Genomic DNA, 16,179 nt, shown 5'->3' on the forward strand with positions numbered 1-16,179 from the left:
GTCTACCTCAGCTTCAGGGTCGAAAGGCCGATCAGGGCCAGCACGAAGGCGATGATCCAGAAGCGCACGACGACCTGCGGCTCGGACCAGCCGAGTTGTTCGAAATGATGATGGATCGGCGCCATCCTGAAGACGCGCCGCCCGGTGAGCTTGAACGAAATCACCTGCACGATCACGGACAGGGTTTCGAGCACGAACAGGCCGCCGACGATGACGAGCACGATTTCGTGCTTGACGGCGACGGCGATCGCCCCAAGGAGCCCGCCGAGCGCCAGCGAGCCGGTGTCGCCCATGAAGATCTGCGCCGGGGGGGCGTTGAACCACAGGAAGCCGAGGCCCGCCCCGATGACCGCGCCCGCGACCACCGCGAGCTCGCCCGCGCCGGGGACGAAATTGATGCCGAGATAGTTCGAGAAGATGGCGTTGCCGGCGAGATAGGCGATCACGCCGAAGGCGCCGGCGGCGATCATCACCGGCACGATGGCGAGGCCGTCAAGCCCGTCCGTCAGATTGACGGCGTTGCCCGCCGCGACGATCACGAAGGCCCCGAACGCGAGGAAGAACAGGCCGAGGTCGAGCGCGAAGCCGTTGATCGCCGGCAGCGACAGGAAGGTGGTGTGCGGCCCGCCGAGCGCCATCATCGAAAAGCAGGCGAGCCCGGCGATGAGCACTTCGAGGGCGAGGCGCAGGCGTCCCGAAAAGCCCTTGTCGGTCTGCCGCGTGACCTTGAGATAGTCGTCGTAGAAGCCGATCGCGCCGAAGCCGACGGTCACGAACAGCACCGCCCAGACATAATGGTTGCGCAGGTTGGCCCACAGCAGGGTCGAGACGATGAGCCCGGACAGGATCATCAGCCCGCCCATGGTCGGCGTGCCCTTCTTGGTGATGAGATGCGACTGCGGCCCGTCGAGGCGGATCGGCTGGCCCTTGCCCTGCTTGAGGCGCAGCGCGGCGATGATCTTCGGCCCGAAGAAGAACACGAAGAACAGCGCGGTGGCGGTCGCGCCGCCGGTGCGGAAGGTGATGTAGCGAAACAGGTTCAGCGGCTGGAAATGCGCTGAGAAATAGGTCAGCAGGGTCAGCATGTCAGGCGCTCCGCTCCTCGCGCGCGCCGTCCGCGCCGAATTTCCGGGATTGCTCGCGCAACGCCTCGACCACCTCGCGCAGGCGCGCCCCGTTGGAGCCCTTGACCACGACGAGGTCGCCGGCGCGGACGCTCGCCGCGACGTCGCGCGCGATCTCGGCCGCGCTCGCGCGCCAGCCGCCCTGCATGTCGGCCGGAAGCGCGTCATGAAGATGGCGCGACAGCGGGCCGGCCGTGAAGACGAGATCGAAGCCGTTGTCGCGCAGGCCGGCCGCGAGCTCGGCGTGCATGCGCGGCGCCTCCGGCCCGAGCTCCAGCATGTCGCCGAGCACGGCGACGCGGCGCCCCGGCGCCGGCAGGGCGCCCGCGAGCTCGAACGCCGCGCGCATCGACGCCGGATTGGCGTTGTAGCTTTCGTCGATCAGCGCGTAGCGCCCGTCCTGCGCCTCGAATTCGAGGCGCTGGCCGCGCCCCGGCTGCGGCGCGAAGCCGGCGAGCGCCCCTGCCGCCGCTTCAAGATCGACGCCGAGCGCATGGGCGGCGAGAAGCACGGCGAGCGCGTTCGTCGCCTGATGGCGACCCGGCGCCCCGAGGCGGAACGACAGCAGTCTGCCGCAGACGTCGGCCTCGACCAGGCTGTGGTCGGGAAAGATCCGGGCCGAAAGAAGCCGCGCGTCGGCGCGCGCATGCTCGCCGAAGCTCGCGACGCAGCCGGCTCCGCGCGCCCGCGCCCTTGCGGCGAGACGCTCGAAATGCGGATTGTCGCGCGGCAGGACGGCGAGGCCGCCGCGCTCGAGCCCGTCAAAGATCTCGGCCTTGGCGTCGGCGATCGCCTCGACGCTCGGGAACGCCTCGACATGCACGGGCGCGACCGTGGTCACGATCGCCACATGCGGGCGGGTCATGCGCGTCAGCGGCGAAATCTCGCCCGGATGGTTCATGCCGATCTCGAACACGCCGAAACGGCTCGCCTTCGGCATGCGCGCGAGCGTCAGCGGCACGCCCCAATGGTTGTTGTAGGAGGCGACCGAGGCGTGGACGGCGCCGGCGCTTTGCAGCGCGCAGCGCAACGCCTCCTTGGTCGAGGTCTTGCCGACCGAACCCGTCACCGCGCAAATGCGGGCCTGCGTCCGCGCCCGCGCGGCGAGGCCGAGATTTTCGAGCGCGCGCAGCGTGTCCCGCACGACATAGAGCGGGCCGAGGCCCTTGAGCGCGTCGGCGTGCGCCTCGTCGACCACGGCGGCGAGCGCGCCCTTTTCGAGCGCCGCGGCCACATGGTCATGGCCGTCGCTCGAAACGCCCCTGATCGCGACGAAGATCTCGTCGGGCTTCAGCGTGCGCGTGTCGATCGAGACGCCGGTCGCGCCCCGACGCGGCACGCCGCCGACGACGCGCGCCTCGAGCGGGACGACGAGCTCGAGTCCGGTCCAGAGGGGTTCAAGGCGAGGCGCCGGATCGGCGCGCAGCGCGGTCTCGCTCATCGTTCGCCCGTCTTCAGGGCGGCTCTCGCGCATTCGGCGTCGGAAAAGGGCAAGACGCGGTCTCCTACGATCTGGCCAGTCTCGTGGCCTTTCCCGGCAATAAGAAGAATGTCGCCCAAGTCAAGAGCGCCGACGCCTTCGGCGATGGCCGCGGCGCGGTCGCCGATCTCGACCACGTTCCTCGCCCCGCGCGCGCCCGCAAGGATCGCGGCGCGGATCGCCGCCGGCGTCTCGCTGCGGGGATTGTCGTCGGTCACCACCGCGTAATCGGCGAGGCGCGTGGCGATCTCGCCCATGATCGGGCGCTTGCCCGGATCACGGTCGCCGCCGCAGCCGAACACGACGATGAGCCGCCCGGAGGCGTAGGGCCGCAGCGCCAGGAGCGCCTTTTCGAGCGCGTCGGGCTTGTGGGCGTAATCGACATAGACCGCGCCTCCGCGCCGCTCGCCGATCTTTTCGAGCCGCCCGGGCGCGCCCTGAAGCGTTTCGAGCGCGGCGAGCGCTTTGTCGGCGTCGCCGCCCGCGGCGAGCGCGAGGCCCGCCGCCACGAGCGCGTTCGACGTCTGGAAGGCGCCGGCGAGCGGCAGCCGGAGTTCGCGCCGCCGTCCGGCGAGGCTGATCACGAGGTCGGTCGCGGCGGGCTCGGGCATGGCGTCGAGGAGACGGATCGTCTCGCCCGCCCGCCCCACGCTCAAAACCTCGAGCCCGCGCGCGCGGCACGCCGCGGCGACCTGCCGCCCCGCCTCGGAATCGACGTCGACGACGGCCGGCGCGCCCGGCGCGAGCAGCCGCTCGAACAGTTCGAGCTTGGCGGCGAGATAGGCCTCCATGGTCGGGTGATAGTCGAGATGGTCGCGCGACAGATTGGTGAAGGCGCCGGCGGCGAGGCGCACGCCGTCGAGGCGGCGCTGCGTCAGCCCGTGCGAGGAGGCTTCGAGCGCGAGATGGGTCACGCCCTCCCGCGCCAGCGCGTCGAGCGTCTCGTGCAGGGAGATCGGGTCGGGCGTGGTCAGCGAGCCGTAGACGGCGCCGGACGGCGCGACCACGCCGAGCGTGCCGAGCGAGGCCGCCGAGAATCCGAGCCGCGCGAAAATCTGACGCGTGAAGGCGGCGACGGAGGTCTTGCCGCTGGTGCCGGTGACGGCCACGACGGTTTCGGGCTGGCGCGGAAAGAACCGCGCCGCCGCCAGCGCCAGCGCCGCGCGCACGTCGGCGACGCGGACGACGGGAAGCCCCGCGACGGTTTCGGGCGCGCCGGGCCCCGCGACCGCCGCCACGGCGCCGCGCCGCGCCGCCTCGGGCGCGAAGGCGAGGCCGTCGGCCTTCGTTCCCGGAACGGCGAAGAACAGGGCGCCGGGGCCGGCCTTGCGGCTGTCGCAGCAGAGCGCCGAAATCTCCGTCGCGCCGGGGGCCCCGGCAAGGTCCTCTCCGGGCAGAAGCTCGGCGAGCCGCATCAGTGCTCCCTTCCGCCGGTCTGCGGAACGTTGGCGTACCCATAGCCCAGTTTGGCGAGAAGGGGAAAGGGCTGCGTCGGCAGCTCGAAGCGCGGCGGCAGGCCGAGCAGCGGGCCGACGCGCTCGATGATCTTGCCGGCGACGGCCCCCGAGTTCCACGCCGCCGTGCGGTAGCCGTGCGTCTCGGGCAGCGCCTGCGGCTCGTCGAGCAGGGTCAAAACGAGGTATTTCGGCTTGTCGGCCGGCATGATCGCCATGAAGGTCGTGAACACGCGGTCCTGCGCATAGCGGCCATGCACGATCTTGTCAGCCGTGCCGGTCTTGCCGCCGATGAAATAGCCGTTGACGTTGGCGATCTTGGCCGAGCCAACTTCGGCGTTGAGGCGCATGACGTAGCGCAGCTCCTCGGAGGTCTCGGGCTTGACGACGCGCGGCGCGGACTTCTTGGCCGCCGCCTCGTCGCGCTTGAGGAAGGTCGGCGTGACGAGCAGACCGCCGTTGACGAGGGCGCCGACGGCCATCATCGCCTGCAGCGGCGCGACGTTCATGCCCTGCCCGAAGGCGATGGTCATGGTGTTGAGCTCGCCCCAGTTCTTCGGCAGCAGCGGCTCGGCGGATTCGGGCAGCTCGGTGCGCAGGCGCGACATCTGGCCGAGCTTGCGCAGGAACGCCTTGTGCCCCTCGACGCCGACCATCAGCGCGAGCCGCGCGGCGCCGATGTTCGAGGAATAGGTGAAGACTTCGGGCACCGAAAGCACGCGGTGCTGGGCGTGGAAGTCGTGGATCGTGAAGCGGCCGTAGCGCAGCGAGTCGCGCGCGTCGACGCGCGAGTTGAGATTGACCTTGCCGGCGTCGAGCGCCATGGCGAGCGAGATCGCCTTGAAGGTCGAGCCCATCTCGTAGACGCCGACGGTGATGCGGTTGATGTGCTGCGGGTCGAGCGCGTCGGCCGGCGTGTTCGGGTCATAGTCGGGCAGCGAGGCGAGCGCCACCACCTCGCCGGTGTTGACGTCGAGGACGATCGCCGCGCCGGCCTTGGCCTTGAACTTGGCGACGCCCTTGGCGAGCTCGTCGCGCACGGCGTAGGTGGCGCGGCGGTCGAGCGAGGTGGTGATCGGCGCCAGCGCGTCGGGGGTCAGCCTGAAGCCCGCGCCCGAAAGCTCGGAGAGCCCCTGCCCGTCGATGTATTTCTCGAGCCCCGACACGCCGACGCCGTCGAGATTGGCGAAGCCCAGCACATGCGCCGCGATCGGGCCGTTCGGATAGACGCGCTTGTTCTCGGGCAGGAAGCCGACGCCCGGCAGGCCGAGGCGATAGACCTCCTGCTGCTGCTTGGGCGTGACCGCGCGCTTGACCCAGATGAATCCCTTGCGCGTGCCAAGGCGCTTGCGCAGGTCGGCCGCGTCGACGTCGGGCAGCACGGCGGTCAGGAGCTCGACGGCCTCGTCCTTGTCGATGATGCGGCGCGGCTCGGCGAACACGCTCATCACGCGGATGTCGGTGGCGAGCACTTCGCCGTTGCGGTCGAGGATGTCGGGCCGCGCCGCCGCCACCACGTCGTCGCCGCGCCGCGCGACGCTCGCCTGCTCCTGATGCAGTCCGAAATAGACGAGCCGGCCGGCGATCACGCCATAAAGCCCGACGAACAGGCAGGCGACAAGCTTGAGCCGCAGCGGCGTCTTCCTGAGGTCGGTCGAGAAGACGCCGCGCAGCAGCCCCTGCAGGGGGCCTTTTCGCGCCGCGGGCGGGACCGCCCGGGCGACGGGAGCCCCCTCGGCCGAAGGCTGCGCGAAAAAGGGAGCGTTGCGGTCAGCGTCGTGCCTGTCAGCCATCGCGCGTCGGTCTCACGTCTTGTCAGCTAGCGGGCGGGGTTCGGGGCGGGGTTCGGGGCGCTCTCGGCGCCGGCCGCGTCCACGACGGGCGCGACGCGCTCCGGCCGGCGCGGCAGGGCGTCGAGCGAGACGATCTGGCGCAGCGAAAGCGGCTGGAGGTCGAGGAACTTCTCGGTCAGCGCCTGCACCCGCTCGGGGCGGGTCAGATAGGAATATTCGGCCCGCATGGTGGCGATGCGGTCCTGCTCGGCCTTGATCTCATGCTTCAGCTTCACGATCCGCTCGGCGTGGAAGATCGTCTCGTATTTGATCGAATAGGCGTAGATCGCCGATCCGAGCAGCGCCAGCACGGCGAGGACGTTCAGAATGCGGACCATGGAGCTTCCCGGAGAGTCGCAAGGCTGCGGCTCGCGCAAGGAAACACCGGCGGATCGGAAGAAATGGTTAACGAAGCGCTGCCGAGGTCGTGAGACACGTCGATTTCAGCGCTTCCGCGCCTTCGCGGGCTTCTCGCGCCGCGGCAGGCGGGCGAGCGCGAAAAGCCCCTGCTCCGGGGCCCGCGCCGGGGCGGAAAGGCGCGTTCCCCAGCGCAGCTTGGCCGAGCGGGCGCGTGGATTGGCCGCGGCCTCGGCCTGCGACGGAACGATCGGCTGGCGCCCTTCGAGCGAAAAGGTCGGGGCTTCGGCCTCGGGCTCGCCGGGCAGGCGGCGCGAGGGCGCCTCGCCGCGCCCCGAGCGCGCGGCGAAGAACAGCTTGGCGATGCGGTCCTCGAGCGAATGGAAGCTCACCACCGCGAGGCGCCCGCCCGGGCGCAGCGCGGCCTCCGCGGCGCATAATCCCGCGACAAGCTCGCCGAGTTCGTCGTTGACGGCGATGCGCAGCGCCTGGAAGCTGCGCGTCGCCGCATGCAGCTCGCCGGGCTTTGCGGGCGCGACGCGGGCGATCATGCCGGCAAGCTCGCCGGTGGTCTCGAACGGCTTTTTCGCGCGGTCGGCGACGATCGCGCGCGCGATGCGCCGCGACGCGCGCTCCTCGCCGAAATGAAACAGGATGTCGGCGATCTCCTCTTCCTCCGCGCCGTTGACGATGTCGGCGGCGCTCGGGCCCGCCTGCGCCATGCGCATGTCGAGCGGCCCGTCATGGCGGAAGGAGAAGCCGCGCGCGGCCTCGTCGAGCTGCATGGAGGAGACGCCGACGTCGAACAGCACGGCGTCGAACGGCCCAAGGCCCTGCGTGGCGGCGGCGAGCTTCGAGAACGGCGCCTCGATCAGGGTCAGGCGCCCCTGCGCCTCCGCGACCAGCGCTTCGCCGCCGGCGATCGCCGTCGGATCGCGGTCGAGCGCGACGACGCGGGCATAAAGCCCGCCGTCGCGCGGCGCGGCGACGGCGAGGATTTCGTCGCGAAGCACGGGAATGTGCCGGGCCGGTCCGCCTGCGGCGGGCGCTTGCGCCCCGCCGCGGCCCGAATTCATTCCCGTGCTCCATGCGACCGCGGCCGCCCGTCGGGCGCCGCGTGGCTGGCTCCAAGCTGTCTCCTCAAGTCGCGCACCCGGCTTCTGGCCTCGTCCAGATGCGCGCGGAAACGGCCCGGCTCCCAGATCTGGAATTTGCGCCCATGCCCGACGAAGGTGACTTCATTGGCGATGCGCGCGTAGCTCTTGAGCGATTCGGTGAGGATGGTCCTGCCTTCCGAATCGACCTTCAGAATTTCGCTCGTCCCGATGAGCGCGGTCGAGAACAGATCGCGCTCCTCCGAATAGGGCGAGAGCCCCGACAGCAGGCTCTCGATCTCCTGCAGCAGCGCGTTGCCGCCGCAGTCGAGGGCCTCCTGGTCGATCGACGGGTGAACATAGAGCCCGTCAAACCCGTCTCTCGCGAGGGTCGCCCGGAAGGGCGCCGGAATGGAGACTCGTCCCTTGGCGTCGAGCTTGTTCGTGTAATGCGAGACATAGCCGTCCACCCGGGCCATCCATGCCGGCCGTCCGCCCAAGGCGGACCCCAAGGGCCGAACCCTCCCCGGGGCGAGGCGTCTGGCGGCGCGGTCATGCCGCCTGCGGCGGGACTCCCACGGCCACGCTTGCGCTTCGTCCGGGATGATTTGGGATATCATGGGACACTATGGGCGGTCAACGCGCGACCGGGCGCCCGCCGCCTTCAGGCCATGGGAAAAAACGCGGCTGCGCCAAAGGCGCCCGCGTCGTCGTCCACAGCTTTTCAAAGGGGGCGGCCTTTTCGGGAGCGCGGCCGGGCGGCGCGGCGCGAAGGCCGGCGCGCCGGAGACCCACGCGCGCCGGAGACCCGAAGGCGAGACCGCAAAGGGAGAATGAAAAAAGCGCCGTCGAAACGGCGCCCGGGGTTATTTCTTCTTGCCTTCGTCGCGGATCGGCTCGCCCGCCGCGACATTGGGCTGGGTCTGGGAAGGCGGATCGCTCGCCGGAAAAGAGTCCTCCAGCTCTTCCTCGAGCTGCTCGTCCTTTTCCCGGGCGTCCAGCTCCTCGTCTTTCTTGGACTTGGGCTTGTCGATCATCCTGCGTCCTTTCGGCTCAAGGGTCGCAGAAATAATTCGCGGCGCGAAAAACCGTTCCCGCCGCGACGGCTATTTGCGCGCGGCGACGACGCGCGCCGGGGGAAACACGATCTCGACCAGCGTGCCTTCCTCGGGCTTGCTCCTGATCGAGAAGGAGGCGCGGTTGGCCTCGACCAGCGCCTTGGTCAGCGGCAGGCCGAGCCCGGTGCCGCCGCTCGCGCGCCCGCGCCCCGCCTGGCCGAAGGGGCGCAGCGCGACCTCAAGGTCGTCGCTCGACATGCCGACGCCGGTGTCGCGGACGCGCAGCGCGGCGCAGTTTTCGTCGGACAGCGCGGTCGAGACCACGACCTGCCCGCCGCCGTCGGTGAACTTGATGGCGTTGGAGAGAAGGTTGAGCGCGATCTGGCGCACCGAGCGCTCGTCGGCCCAGATCTGCGGCAGCTGCGGCGCGAGCGAAAGGCCGATGACGACGCGCGCCCCGCTCGCCTGCGGCTGCATGATCGAGACGCATTCGGCGACGATGCGGTTGAGGTCGGCCGCGGCGAAGGAGAGATCCATCTTGCCCGCCTCGATCTTGGACAGGTCGAGCAAGTCGTTGACGAGGCTCATGACGAGCGAGCCGGAGCTGTGGATGTCCTTCAGGTAATCCTTGTAGCGCGGGTTGGCGACGGGGCCGAAGCGCTCCTCGAGCATGACTTCGGCGAAGCCGATGATGGCGTTGAGCGGGGTGCGGATCTCGTGGCTGACCTTGGCGAGGAAATCCGACTTCAGCGCGCTCGCCCGCTCGGCCTCGCTGCGCGCGTCCTTGAGCTCGCGCTCGATCTTTTTCCAGTGGGTCATGTCGCGCATGAGCGCGCAATAGCGGCGCCCGCCGCCGCCGCCGATCCGCCCGAGCGTCATGAACATGGGGATCACCCCGCCGCGCCGGGTGAGGCCCAGGATTTCGCGTCCGTCGTTGAACACGCCGGCGGCGCCGCCGGGCTTCAGCCCCTCAAAATAGGCCTTCGCCCTTTCGCGGCTCTCGGGCGCGACGAGAACCGAGAAATCCTGGCCGGCGATCTCCGCGGCCTCGACGCCGAACAGCGCCTCCGCCGAACGGTTCAGGCGCTCGACCCTGCCGTCGGCGTCGAGCACGGCGACGCCGTCCATCGCCGTGTCGAGGATGGCGTTGAGCTCGCGCGCCTCGCGCTGGCTGCGCCGCGCCTCGGCCGCCACGCGTTCCTCGCCGCGCGAGGCCGCGCGCGGCTGCGGCGCGAAGGTCAGGAGGTCGATCTCGCCGCCGTCGCAGGCAAGCGTCTCGCGCCGCAGCGTCGCCGCGAGCTCGCGCCCGCCGGAGGGCAGCGTCGCAAGCTCCTCGGCGCCCGGCGCGAGCGCGAGGCCGCGCGCCAGCGCCGTGTCGAACGCGCCCGCAAGCCGCGCGCTGCGCAGATCGGCGCAGCCGACGAAATCGAGCAGCAAGCGGTTGGCGAAGATGGGCGCGCCCGCCTGCGCCGCGAGAACGCCGATCGGCAAAGCGTCGAAGCCCGCCCGCGCCTGGGCTGAAAGCGCGGACGCCGGCGCGGCGGCGCCGGGGCCTGCCTGTCCGGGAGCGTCGGCGTCGGGCGCATAGGCGGCGTCGAGCCGGCGGCGCAGCGCGGCGAGGGCCGGATTTTCGCCGTCAGCCGGCGTCGGCGCGTCGCCCGAGAGCCCCGCGGCCGGCCCGTCGCGGCGCGACAGCACGAGGCCGAAGCCGCGAAATCCCAGGAAGCGCCGCGCCCCGTCGAACATCGGCGAGCCGGCGAGAGAGACGCGCGCGAGCGTTCGATCGTCGGCCGACGGCCAGTCGACTTCGACGCCGCTCCAGCTCGAACGCGCGTCGAAAAGGCGCTGCAGCTCCATGCCCCGGTCGGCGTCGAAGGCGCCGACGAGTCGCGCGAGCTTCTGGCCGGTGAACGCCTGCCGCGGCTCGTCGAGCGCCTCGGCGAGCGCCGCGCCGACGTCGACGAGGAGATCGTCCGGGCCCGCGCGCCACAGGAACCTCGCGGGCGCGGCGGGCGGCGGCAAGGCCGCAGGCGCGGCGAAAGCCTTCGTTTCGAGCGCGGCCGGCCGGCTGCGCATGGCGTTCGGCATGTCGAGCGCGGCCGCGAGAAAGCGCGTCTTCCCGCCCCCGGCGCGAAGGCGCCGGCACAGGAAGATGATCGGCCGCTCGATCCCCTGGAAACGCAGCCGTTCGAGCCGCGCGGGCCCCCCGACCGGAAAGGCCGCGGCGAGGCCTGCGAGCCGGCGCGCCGGCGCGTCGGAGGGCTCGTCCTCCCGAAACGCGCGCGACAGCGCCTCAAGGTCGGGCGCGCCGAACAGGCGAAGCACGGCCTCGCTCGCGAAAAGCGCCCGCGGCGCGCCCTCGCCCGCGCCGCCAAGGGCGAGAATCGGCGTGTCGGCGGAAAGCCGCGGCGAAAGCTCGCGCAACGCCTTCGCGGCGTCGGCTTCGCCAAGGTCGGGACTGAAGCGGATACCGGTCATCGCGCCGCTTTCCGGCAAGGCTTGCGCTGAAAACTTTCCGGCGGACGCCGGCGGACCTCGGCCTCCGCCCGGCCGAGCCGGGCCGGCGCTTTCGCGCCTGCGCCGTCGCGTCCGCCCCGGCGGCGCGCCGCATGGCCTTAACGTCGAGCTAACCATAGACCAGGGTCGAAATCCATGTCCGCCCGCCTCCGCATTTTCCGAAGCGCGGTTTTTTAAGCAAAATTGACTCATGATCGTTAACGGCCGGCGGCCGCGGCGAACGCTCCGAAGCCCGCGTCAGACGCTTGCAATCCCGCGCGCTTGCCTCTAGGGTCCGCGACCTGTCGACAGGCCGCCATAGCTCAGTTGGTTAGAGCGCTAGATTGTGGATCTAGAGGTCCCCCGTTCGAGCCGGGGTGGCGGTACCAGTTGAGGCGGCGCGTCAGGCGCGCAGGCTGACCCCTTACGGCCCTTCCGCCCCCTTCGACCTTTCCGCGCCGAAGCCGGCCGCCCGGCCTCTTTCCGCGAACCCGTCGCCGGACGAAAGCCGGTCACGCGCCCGCCCCTCCCCTTTCGGTCGAGCGAAGCCCGCCGGCCGCCCTGCGAAGCCGGTCCCGGCGTCTCCGTCGAGACGGCGAGCGGCCCGAGCCGGCGTCCTTATGCTTTCCTTATGCGCGCGCCGTGCGTTCGCAATCGATTCCTGACCCGTCTTCGTCCGAAAGCTTCCGCCGACGCATCCGTCCCGGAGGCTTTCCGATGTCTGACTTTCTCTTTCTCGCTTCAGCCGTCCTCGCCATGCTCGGGCTCGCCGCCTATGCGCGCCTGCTGGCGCGGCTTTCGTAAGGGGCGCGCCATGATCGAGCCCCTCATCGGCCTTTCGGCGGCGCTTCTCGTCGCCGCCTATCTGCTCGTCACTCTCCTCCAGCCCGAACGTTTCTAGGGAGCGCTCCAGTGACTCTCGTCGGATGGCTGCAGATCGCGGCCCTCTTTCTCGTCGTGCTCGCGACGGTCAAGCCGCTCGGCCTTTATATGGCGCGCGTCTTTTCAGGCGAGCGCACCTTTCTCACGCCGGTCGTGAGGCCGCTCGAAACAGCCCTCTATCGCGTGGCGGGCGTCGCCGAAGGCGAAGAACAGGGATGGCTCGGCTACACGCTCGCCATGCTCGCCTTTTCGCTCGCCGGCCTCCTCGCGCTCTATGCGATCCTGCGGCTTCAATTCTACCTGCCGCTCAACCCGCAGGGGTTTCCCGGGGTCGCGCCGGGCCTCGCCTTCAACACGGCGGCGAGTTTTGTCACCAACACCAACTGGCAGAACTACGCCGGCGAGTCGACGATGAGCCACTTCAGCCAGATGGCCGGGCTCACGACGCAGAATTTCCTCTCGGCCGCGACCGGCGTCGCGCTCGCCGTCGCGCTCGCCCGGGCCTTCGCCCGCTCGAAGTCCACGACCATCGGCAATTTCTGGGTCGACCTGACGCGCGCGACGCTCTACGTGCTGCTGCCGCTCGCGGTCGTCGTGGCAATCGCCTTCGTCGCCATGGGCGCGCCGCAGACGCTCGACGCCTCGGCCGCGGCGACGACGCTCGAAGGCGCGACACAGACCCTCGCGCTCGGCCCGGTCGCAAGCCAGGAGGCGATCAAGCAGATCGGCACCAACGGCGGCGGCTTCTTCAACGTCAACGCCGCGCATCCGTTCGAGAACCCCACGGCGCTGTCCTGCCTCCTCAACATCTTCGCGATGCTGTCGGTCTCCGCGGCGCTCCTCTACGCCTTCGGCGAGATGGTCGGCGACCGGCGGCAGGGATGGGCCTTTCTGGCCGCCGTCGGCCTGTTGCTGATCGCCGGCGTCGGCGGCGTCTATCTCGCCGAGTCGGCCGGCGACCCGATCCTGACCGCGCTCGGCCTCGATCCCGCTCAAGGCGCCATGGAAGGCAAGGAGGCCCGCTTCGGCCAGTCGGCCAGCGCGCTCTACGCCGCCGTGACGACGGGCCTCTCGAACGGCGGCGTCAACGCCATGCTCGGCTCCTACACCGCGCTCGGCGGCCTCGTGCCGATGTTCCTCATCCAGCTCGGCGAGGTTTTGCCCGGCGGGGTCGGCTCCGGCCTTTATGGCATGGTCGTGTTCGCGATCCTGTCGGTGTTCGTCGCCGGGCTGATGGTCGGCCGCACGCCGGAGCTTCTCGGCAAGAAGATCGGCGCGCGCGAGATGAAATTCGCCATGCTGGCCGTGCTCATCCTGCCGCTCGCCATCCTCGGCTTTTCGGCGGTCTCGGCGACGGCGTCGTTCGGCGTGGCCGCGGTCGGCACGCCGGGCCCGCACGGCCTCTCCGAAATTCTCTACGCCTACACTTCGGCCGCCGGCAACAACGGCTCGGCCTTCGGCGGGCTGTCCGGCAACACGCTCTGGTACAATTCGACGCTCGGAGCCGCCATGCTGCTCGGCCGCTTCGCCTATGTGATTCCGGTGATGGCGATCGCCGGCTCGGTCGCGGCGAAGGCGAAGACCAGGCCCTCGGCCGGCACCTTCCCCACCCATACGCCGCTGTTCGTCGGCCTTCTCGTCGGCGTCATCCTCATCCTCGGCGGGCTGCAGTTCTTTCCCGCGCTCGCGCTCGGCCCCATCGCGGAACATTTCGCGACGCTGGCCGGCCAGACTTTCTGAGGCGCCTCCCATGACCACATCGCTCTCCCCCGCCGCCTCGCGCGCCGCAGGCGCAGGCCGGCGCGCCGCCCTGCTCGACCCCAAGATCCTCGGCCCGGCGCTTCGCTCCTCCGTCGCCAAGCTCGACCCGCGCCAGCTGGTGCGCAACCCGGTGATCTTCGTGACCGAGATCGTCGCAGCGCTGGCGACGGGCTTTTTCCTGCGCGACCTCGCGGCCGGCGCTGACGCCAAATTCTCGGGCCAGATCGCCGCCTGGCTGTGGTTCACCGTGCTCTTCGCCGTGTTCGCCGAGGCCGTGGCCGAAGGGCGCGGAAAGGCGCAGGCCGAAAGCCTGCGGCGCGCGCGCTCGGAGATGACGGCGCGCCGCCTGCTGAAGGACGGCGTGGGCTTCGAGATGGTCTCCGCGGCCGATCTCAGGGTCGACGACGTCATCGTCGTCGAGGCCGGCGAAATGATCCCGGCCGACGGCGAGGCGATCGAAGGCGTCGCCTCGGTCAACGAGAGCGCCGTCACCGGCGAATCCGCGCCGGTGATCCGCGAATCCGGCGGCGACCGCTCGGCCGTCACCGGCGGCACGCAGCTTCTGTCCGACAGCCTCACGATCCGTGTCGCCGCCGCGCCGGGCTCGGGCTTCGTCGACCGCATGATCGCGCTGATCGAGGGCGCGAAGCGGCAGAAGACGCCAAACGAGATCGCCCTGTCGATCCTGCTCTCGGGCCTCACCCTCGTGTTCCTGATCGCCGTCGTCACGCTCTGGGGCCTCGCCGGCTATTCCGGCGCGACCCCTTCGGTCACCGTGCTCGCGGCGCTGCTCGTCACCCTCATTCCGACGACGATCGGCGGGCTTTTGTCGGCGATCGGCGTCGCCGGCATGGACAGGCTCGCGCGCTTCAACGTCATCGCCTCTTCGGGGCGCGCGGTGGAGGCCGCAGGCGACGTCGACATGCTGCTGCTCGACAAGACCGGCACGATCACCTTCGGCGCCCGCATGGCGAGCGAATTCGCGCCGGCGCCGGGCGTCGGGGAAGAAGAGCTCGCCCAGGCCGCGCTGCTCGCGAGCCTCGGCGACGACACGCCGGAAGGCCGCTCGATCGTCGCGCTCGCGACCGGCGAGCATGGGCTTTCGGCCGACGGCGCGCGGCCCGAGGCCGTGATCCCCTTTTCCGCGCAGACGCGGCTCTCGGGCGCGGACGTCGGCGGCCATCGCCTGCGCAAGGGCGCGGTCGACGCCGTCCTGCGTTTTGCGGGCGTCGCCGAGGCGTCGGCGCCGCCCGCGTTCCGCCAGGCGGTCGAGCGGATCGCGCGGGCCGGCGGCACGCCGCTCGCCGTCTGCGACGGCGCGCGGCTTCTCGGCGTCATCCATCTCAAGGACGTGGTGAAGCCCGGCGTCAAGGAGCGTTTCGCGCGGATGCGCGCCATGGGCATCCGCACCGTCATGGTCACCGGCGACAATCCGGTCACGGCGGCGGCGATCGCGTCCGAGGCCGGCGTCGACGATTTCGTCGCCGAGGCGACGCCCGAAGACAAGCTCGCCTTCATCCGCAGGGAACAGGAAGGCGGCCGGCTGATCGCCATGTGCGGCGACGGCGCCAACGACGCCCCGGCGCTCGCCCAGGCCGACGTCGGCGTCGCCATGCAGACCGGCACGCAGGCCGCGCGCGAGGCCGCCAACATGATCGACCTCGACTCGAGCCCGACCAAGCTCATCGAGATCGTCGAGATCGGCAAGCAGCTGCTGATGACGCGCGGCTCGCTCACCACCTTCTCGATCGCCAACGACGTCGCCAAATATTTCGCGATCATTCCGGCGCTGTTCGTCGGCGTCTATCCGGGCCTCGCCGCGCTCAACGTGATGGGGCTGTCGTCGCCGAAGTCCGCCATTCTCTCGGCCGTCATCTTCAACGCCCTGATCATCGTGGCGTTGATCCCGCTCGCCCTCAGGGGCGTCGCCTACCGCCCGATCGGCGCGGCCGCGCTGCTGCGCCGGAACGTGCTCGTTTATGGCGTCGGCGGGCTCGTCCTGCCCTTCGCCGGCCTCAAGCTCGTCGATCTCGTCGTCGCCTCGCTCCATCTGGCCTGACCATGCGCAACCAGCTTCGCCCCGCCGTCGCCCTGACGGCCCTGTTCACCCTTCTCCTCGGCCTGCTCTATCCGCTCGCGGTGACGGGCGTCGCCGCCCTCGCCTTTCCGGACGAGGCGGCGGGCAGCCTGATCCGGCGCGACGGCCGCGTCGTCGGCTCCGCGCTGATCGGCCAGAACTTCACCTCGGAGCGCTATTTCTGGCCGCGCCCCTCGGCGACCTCGCCCGACCCCTATGACGCCTCCGCGTCCTCGGGCTCGAACCTCGGGCCGACCTCGGCCAGGCTGCGCGACGACGTCGCCGCGCGGATCGCGCGGCTCAGGAGCGCCGGGATCGCCGGCGAGATTCCGGCCGACGCCGCGACGGCCTCGGGCTCGGGGCTCGACCCGCATGTCTCGCCGGCCTTCGCGCGGGCGCAGGCCCCGCGCGTCGCGGCGGCGCGAGGCCTCGACCCGGCGCAGGTCGAGCGCCTGATCGCCCGCATCGAGGAAGGCCGGCTTCTGGGCTTCATCGGCGAGCCGCGCGTAAACGTGCTGCGGCTCAACCTCGCGCTCGACGCGCTCAGGCGCTAAGCTCGCCGCC

General features: G+C 70.7%; 13 protein-coding genes and 1 tRNA gene. 5 read left to right on the top strand and 9 right to left on the bottom strand.

The window, feature by feature from the left end; genetic code table 11:
* Window positions 1–2 precede the first annotated feature (2 nt).
* The 9 genes from mraY to ACILRB_RS07765 all read right to left on the bottom strand — a co-directional run bounded on the left by mraY (window position 3) and on the right by ACILRB_RS07765 (window position 10,877).
* Window positions 3–1,085: a phospho-N-acetylmuramoyl-pentapeptide-transferase gene (gene mraY / locus ACILRB_RS07725; RefSeq protein WP_395665718.1), complete on the bottom strand. Its 1,083-nt coding sequence runs from the start codon at window positions 1,083–1,085 to the stop codon at window positions 3–5.
* 1 nt (window position 1,086) lies between these two features.
* Window positions 1,087–2,565 (bottom strand): UDP-N-acetylmuramoylalanyl-D-glutamyl-2,6-diaminopimelate--D-alanyl-D-alanine ligase, encoded by a 1,479-nt coding sequence (locus ACILRB_RS07730; RefSeq protein WP_395665719.1) that lies wholly within the window; start codon window positions 2,563–2,565, stop codon window positions 1,087–1,089.
* On the bottom strand, window positions 2,562–4,019 hold the full coding sequence (locus tag ACILRB_RS07735; RefSeq protein ID WP_395665720.1) for a UDP-N-acetylmuramoyl-L-alanyl-D-glutamate--2,6-diaminopimelate ligase: 1,458 nt from the start codon (window positions 4,017–4,019) through the stop codon (window positions 2,562–2,564). The genes ACILRB_RS07730 and ACILRB_RS07735 overlap by 4 nt, the downstream gene beginning before the upstream one ends.
* Window positions 4,019–5,851, bottom strand: a complete 1,833-nt coding sequence (locus tag ACILRB_RS07740) for a peptidoglycan D,D-transpeptidase FtsI family protein (RefSeq protein ID WP_395665721.1) — start codon at window positions 5,849–5,851, stop codon at window positions 4,019–4,021. The genes ACILRB_RS07735 and ACILRB_RS07740 overlap by 1 nt, the downstream gene beginning before the upstream one ends.
* A gap of 26 nt (window positions 5,852–5,877) precedes the next feature.
* Entirely contained in the window at window positions 5,878–6,228 is a 351-nt protein-coding gene (locus ACILRB_RS07745) for a hypothetical protein (protein WP_395665722.1), read from the bottom strand.
* Window positions 6,229–6,333: 105 nt separating this feature from the next.
* On the bottom strand, window positions 6,334–7,323 hold the full coding sequence (gene rsmH / locus ACILRB_RS07750; RefSeq protein WP_395665723.1) for a 16S rRNA (cytosine(1402)-N(4))-methyltransferase RsmH: 990 nt from the start codon (window positions 7,321–7,323) through the stop codon (window positions 6,334–6,336).
* A complete protein-coding gene (locus tag ACILRB_RS07755) occupies window positions 7,320–7,811 on the bottom strand; it encodes a division/cell wall cluster transcriptional repressor MraZ (RefSeq protein ID WP_395665739.1) in 492 nt (163 codons plus the stop codon). The genes rsmH and ACILRB_RS07755 overlap by 4 nt, the downstream gene beginning before the upstream one ends.
* A gap of 396 nt (window positions 7,812–8,207) precedes the next feature.
* Window positions 8,208–8,378, bottom strand: a complete 171-nt coding sequence (locus ACILRB_RS07760; RefSeq protein ID WP_395665724.1) for a hypothetical protein — start codon at window positions 8,376–8,378, stop codon at window positions 8,208–8,210.
* Between the two features lie 69 nt (window positions 8,379–8,447).
* The gene (locus tag ACILRB_RS07765; protein ID WP_395665725.1) at window positions 8,448–10,877 is read right to left on the bottom strand and encodes an ATP-binding protein; all 2,430 of its coding nucleotides are present in this window, start codon (window positions 10,875–10,877) and stop codon (window positions 8,448–8,450) included.
* A gap of 330 nt (window positions 10,878–11,207) precedes the next feature.
* Between ACILRB_RS07765 and ACILRB_RS07770 the strand changes: the two genes are divergently transcribed.
* From ACILRB_RS07770 to kdpC, 5 genes are all read left to right on the top strand, one after another.
* Window positions 11,208–11,284: transfer RNA gene (locus tag ACILRB_RS07770), tRNA-His, on the top strand.
* A gap of 386 nt (window positions 11,285–11,670) precedes the next feature.
* On the top strand, window positions 11,671–11,796 hold the full coding sequence (locus ACILRB_RS07775; RefSeq protein ID WP_395665726.1) for a potassium-transporting ATPase subunit F: 126 nt from the start codon (window positions 11,671–11,673) through the stop codon (window positions 11,794–11,796).
* 11 nt (window positions 11,797–11,807) lie between these two features.
* Window positions 11,808–13,517, top strand: coding sequence for a potassium-transporting ATPase subunit KdpA (kdpA, locus tag ACILRB_RS07780; protein WP_395665727.1), 1,710 nt, complete (start codon window positions 11,808–11,810; stop codon window positions 13,515–13,517).
* 10 nt (window positions 13,518–13,527) lie between these two features.
* Complete coding sequence (gene kdpB, locus ACILRB_RS07785) at window positions 13,528–15,597, top strand: potassium-transporting ATPase subunit KdpB (protein ID WP_395665728.1); 2,070 nt, start codon at window positions 13,528–13,530, stop codon at window positions 15,595–15,597.
* 2 nt (window positions 15,598–15,599) lie between these two features.
* Window positions 15,600–16,169, top strand: coding sequence for a potassium-transporting ATPase subunit KdpC (kdpC, locus tag ACILRB_RS07790; RefSeq protein WP_395665729.1), 570 nt, complete (start codon window positions 15,600–15,602; stop codon window positions 16,167–16,169).
* The last annotated feature ends 10 nt before the right edge of the window (window positions 16,170–16,179 follow it).

The organism is Methylocella sp. (genome assembly GCF_044226135.1).
Lineage (GTDB): Bacteria > Pseudomonadota > Alphaproteobacteria > Rhizobiales > Beijerinckiaceae > Methylocapsa.

Excerpts from the sequence above, each read along its gene's own strand:
- mraY (WP_395665718.1), bottom strand. The coding sequence starts at position 1,085 with ATGCTGACCCTGCTGACCTATTTCTCAGCGCATTTCCAGCCGCTGAAC.
- ACILRB_RS07730 (WP_395665719.1), bottom strand. The coding sequence starts at position 2,565 with ATGAGCGAGACCGCGCTGCGCGCCGATCCGGCGCCTCGCCTTGAACCC.
- ACILRB_RS07735 (WP_395665720.1), bottom strand. The coding sequence starts at position 4,019 with ATGCGGCTCGCCGAGCTTCTGCCCGGAGAGGACCTTGCCGGGGCCCCC.
- ACILRB_RS07740 (WP_395665721.1), bottom strand. The coding sequence starts at position 5,851 with ATGGCTGACAGGCACGACGCTGACCGCAACGCTCCCTTTTTCGCGCAG.
- ACILRB_RS07745 (WP_395665722.1), bottom strand. The coding sequence starts at position 6,228 with ATGGTCCGCATTCTGAACGTCCTCGCCGTGCTGGCGCTGCTCGGATCG.
- rsmH (WP_395665723.1), bottom strand. The coding sequence starts at position 7,323 with ATGAATTCGGGCCGCGGCGGGGCGCAAGCGCCCGCCGCAGGCGGACCG.
- ACILRB_RS07760 (WP_395665724.1), bottom strand. The coding sequence starts at position 8,378 with ATGATCGACAAGCCCAAGTCCAAGAAAGACGAGGAGCTGGACGCCCGG.
- ACILRB_RS07765 (WP_395665725.1), bottom strand. The coding sequence starts at position 10,877 with ATGACCGGTATCCGCTTCAGTCCCGACCTTGGCGAAGCCGACGCCGCG.
- ACILRB_RS07775 (WP_395665726.1), top strand. The coding sequence starts at position 11,671 with ATGCGCGCCTGCTGGCGCGGCTTTCGTAAGGGGCGCGCCATGATCGAG.
- kdpB (WP_395665728.1), top strand. The coding sequence starts at position 13,528 with ATGACCACATCGCTCTCCCCCGCCGCCTCGCGCGCCGCAGGCGCAGGC.
- kdpC (WP_395665729.1), top strand. The coding sequence starts at position 15,600 with ATGCGCAACCAGCTTCGCCCCGCCGTCGCCCTGACGGCCCTGTTCACC.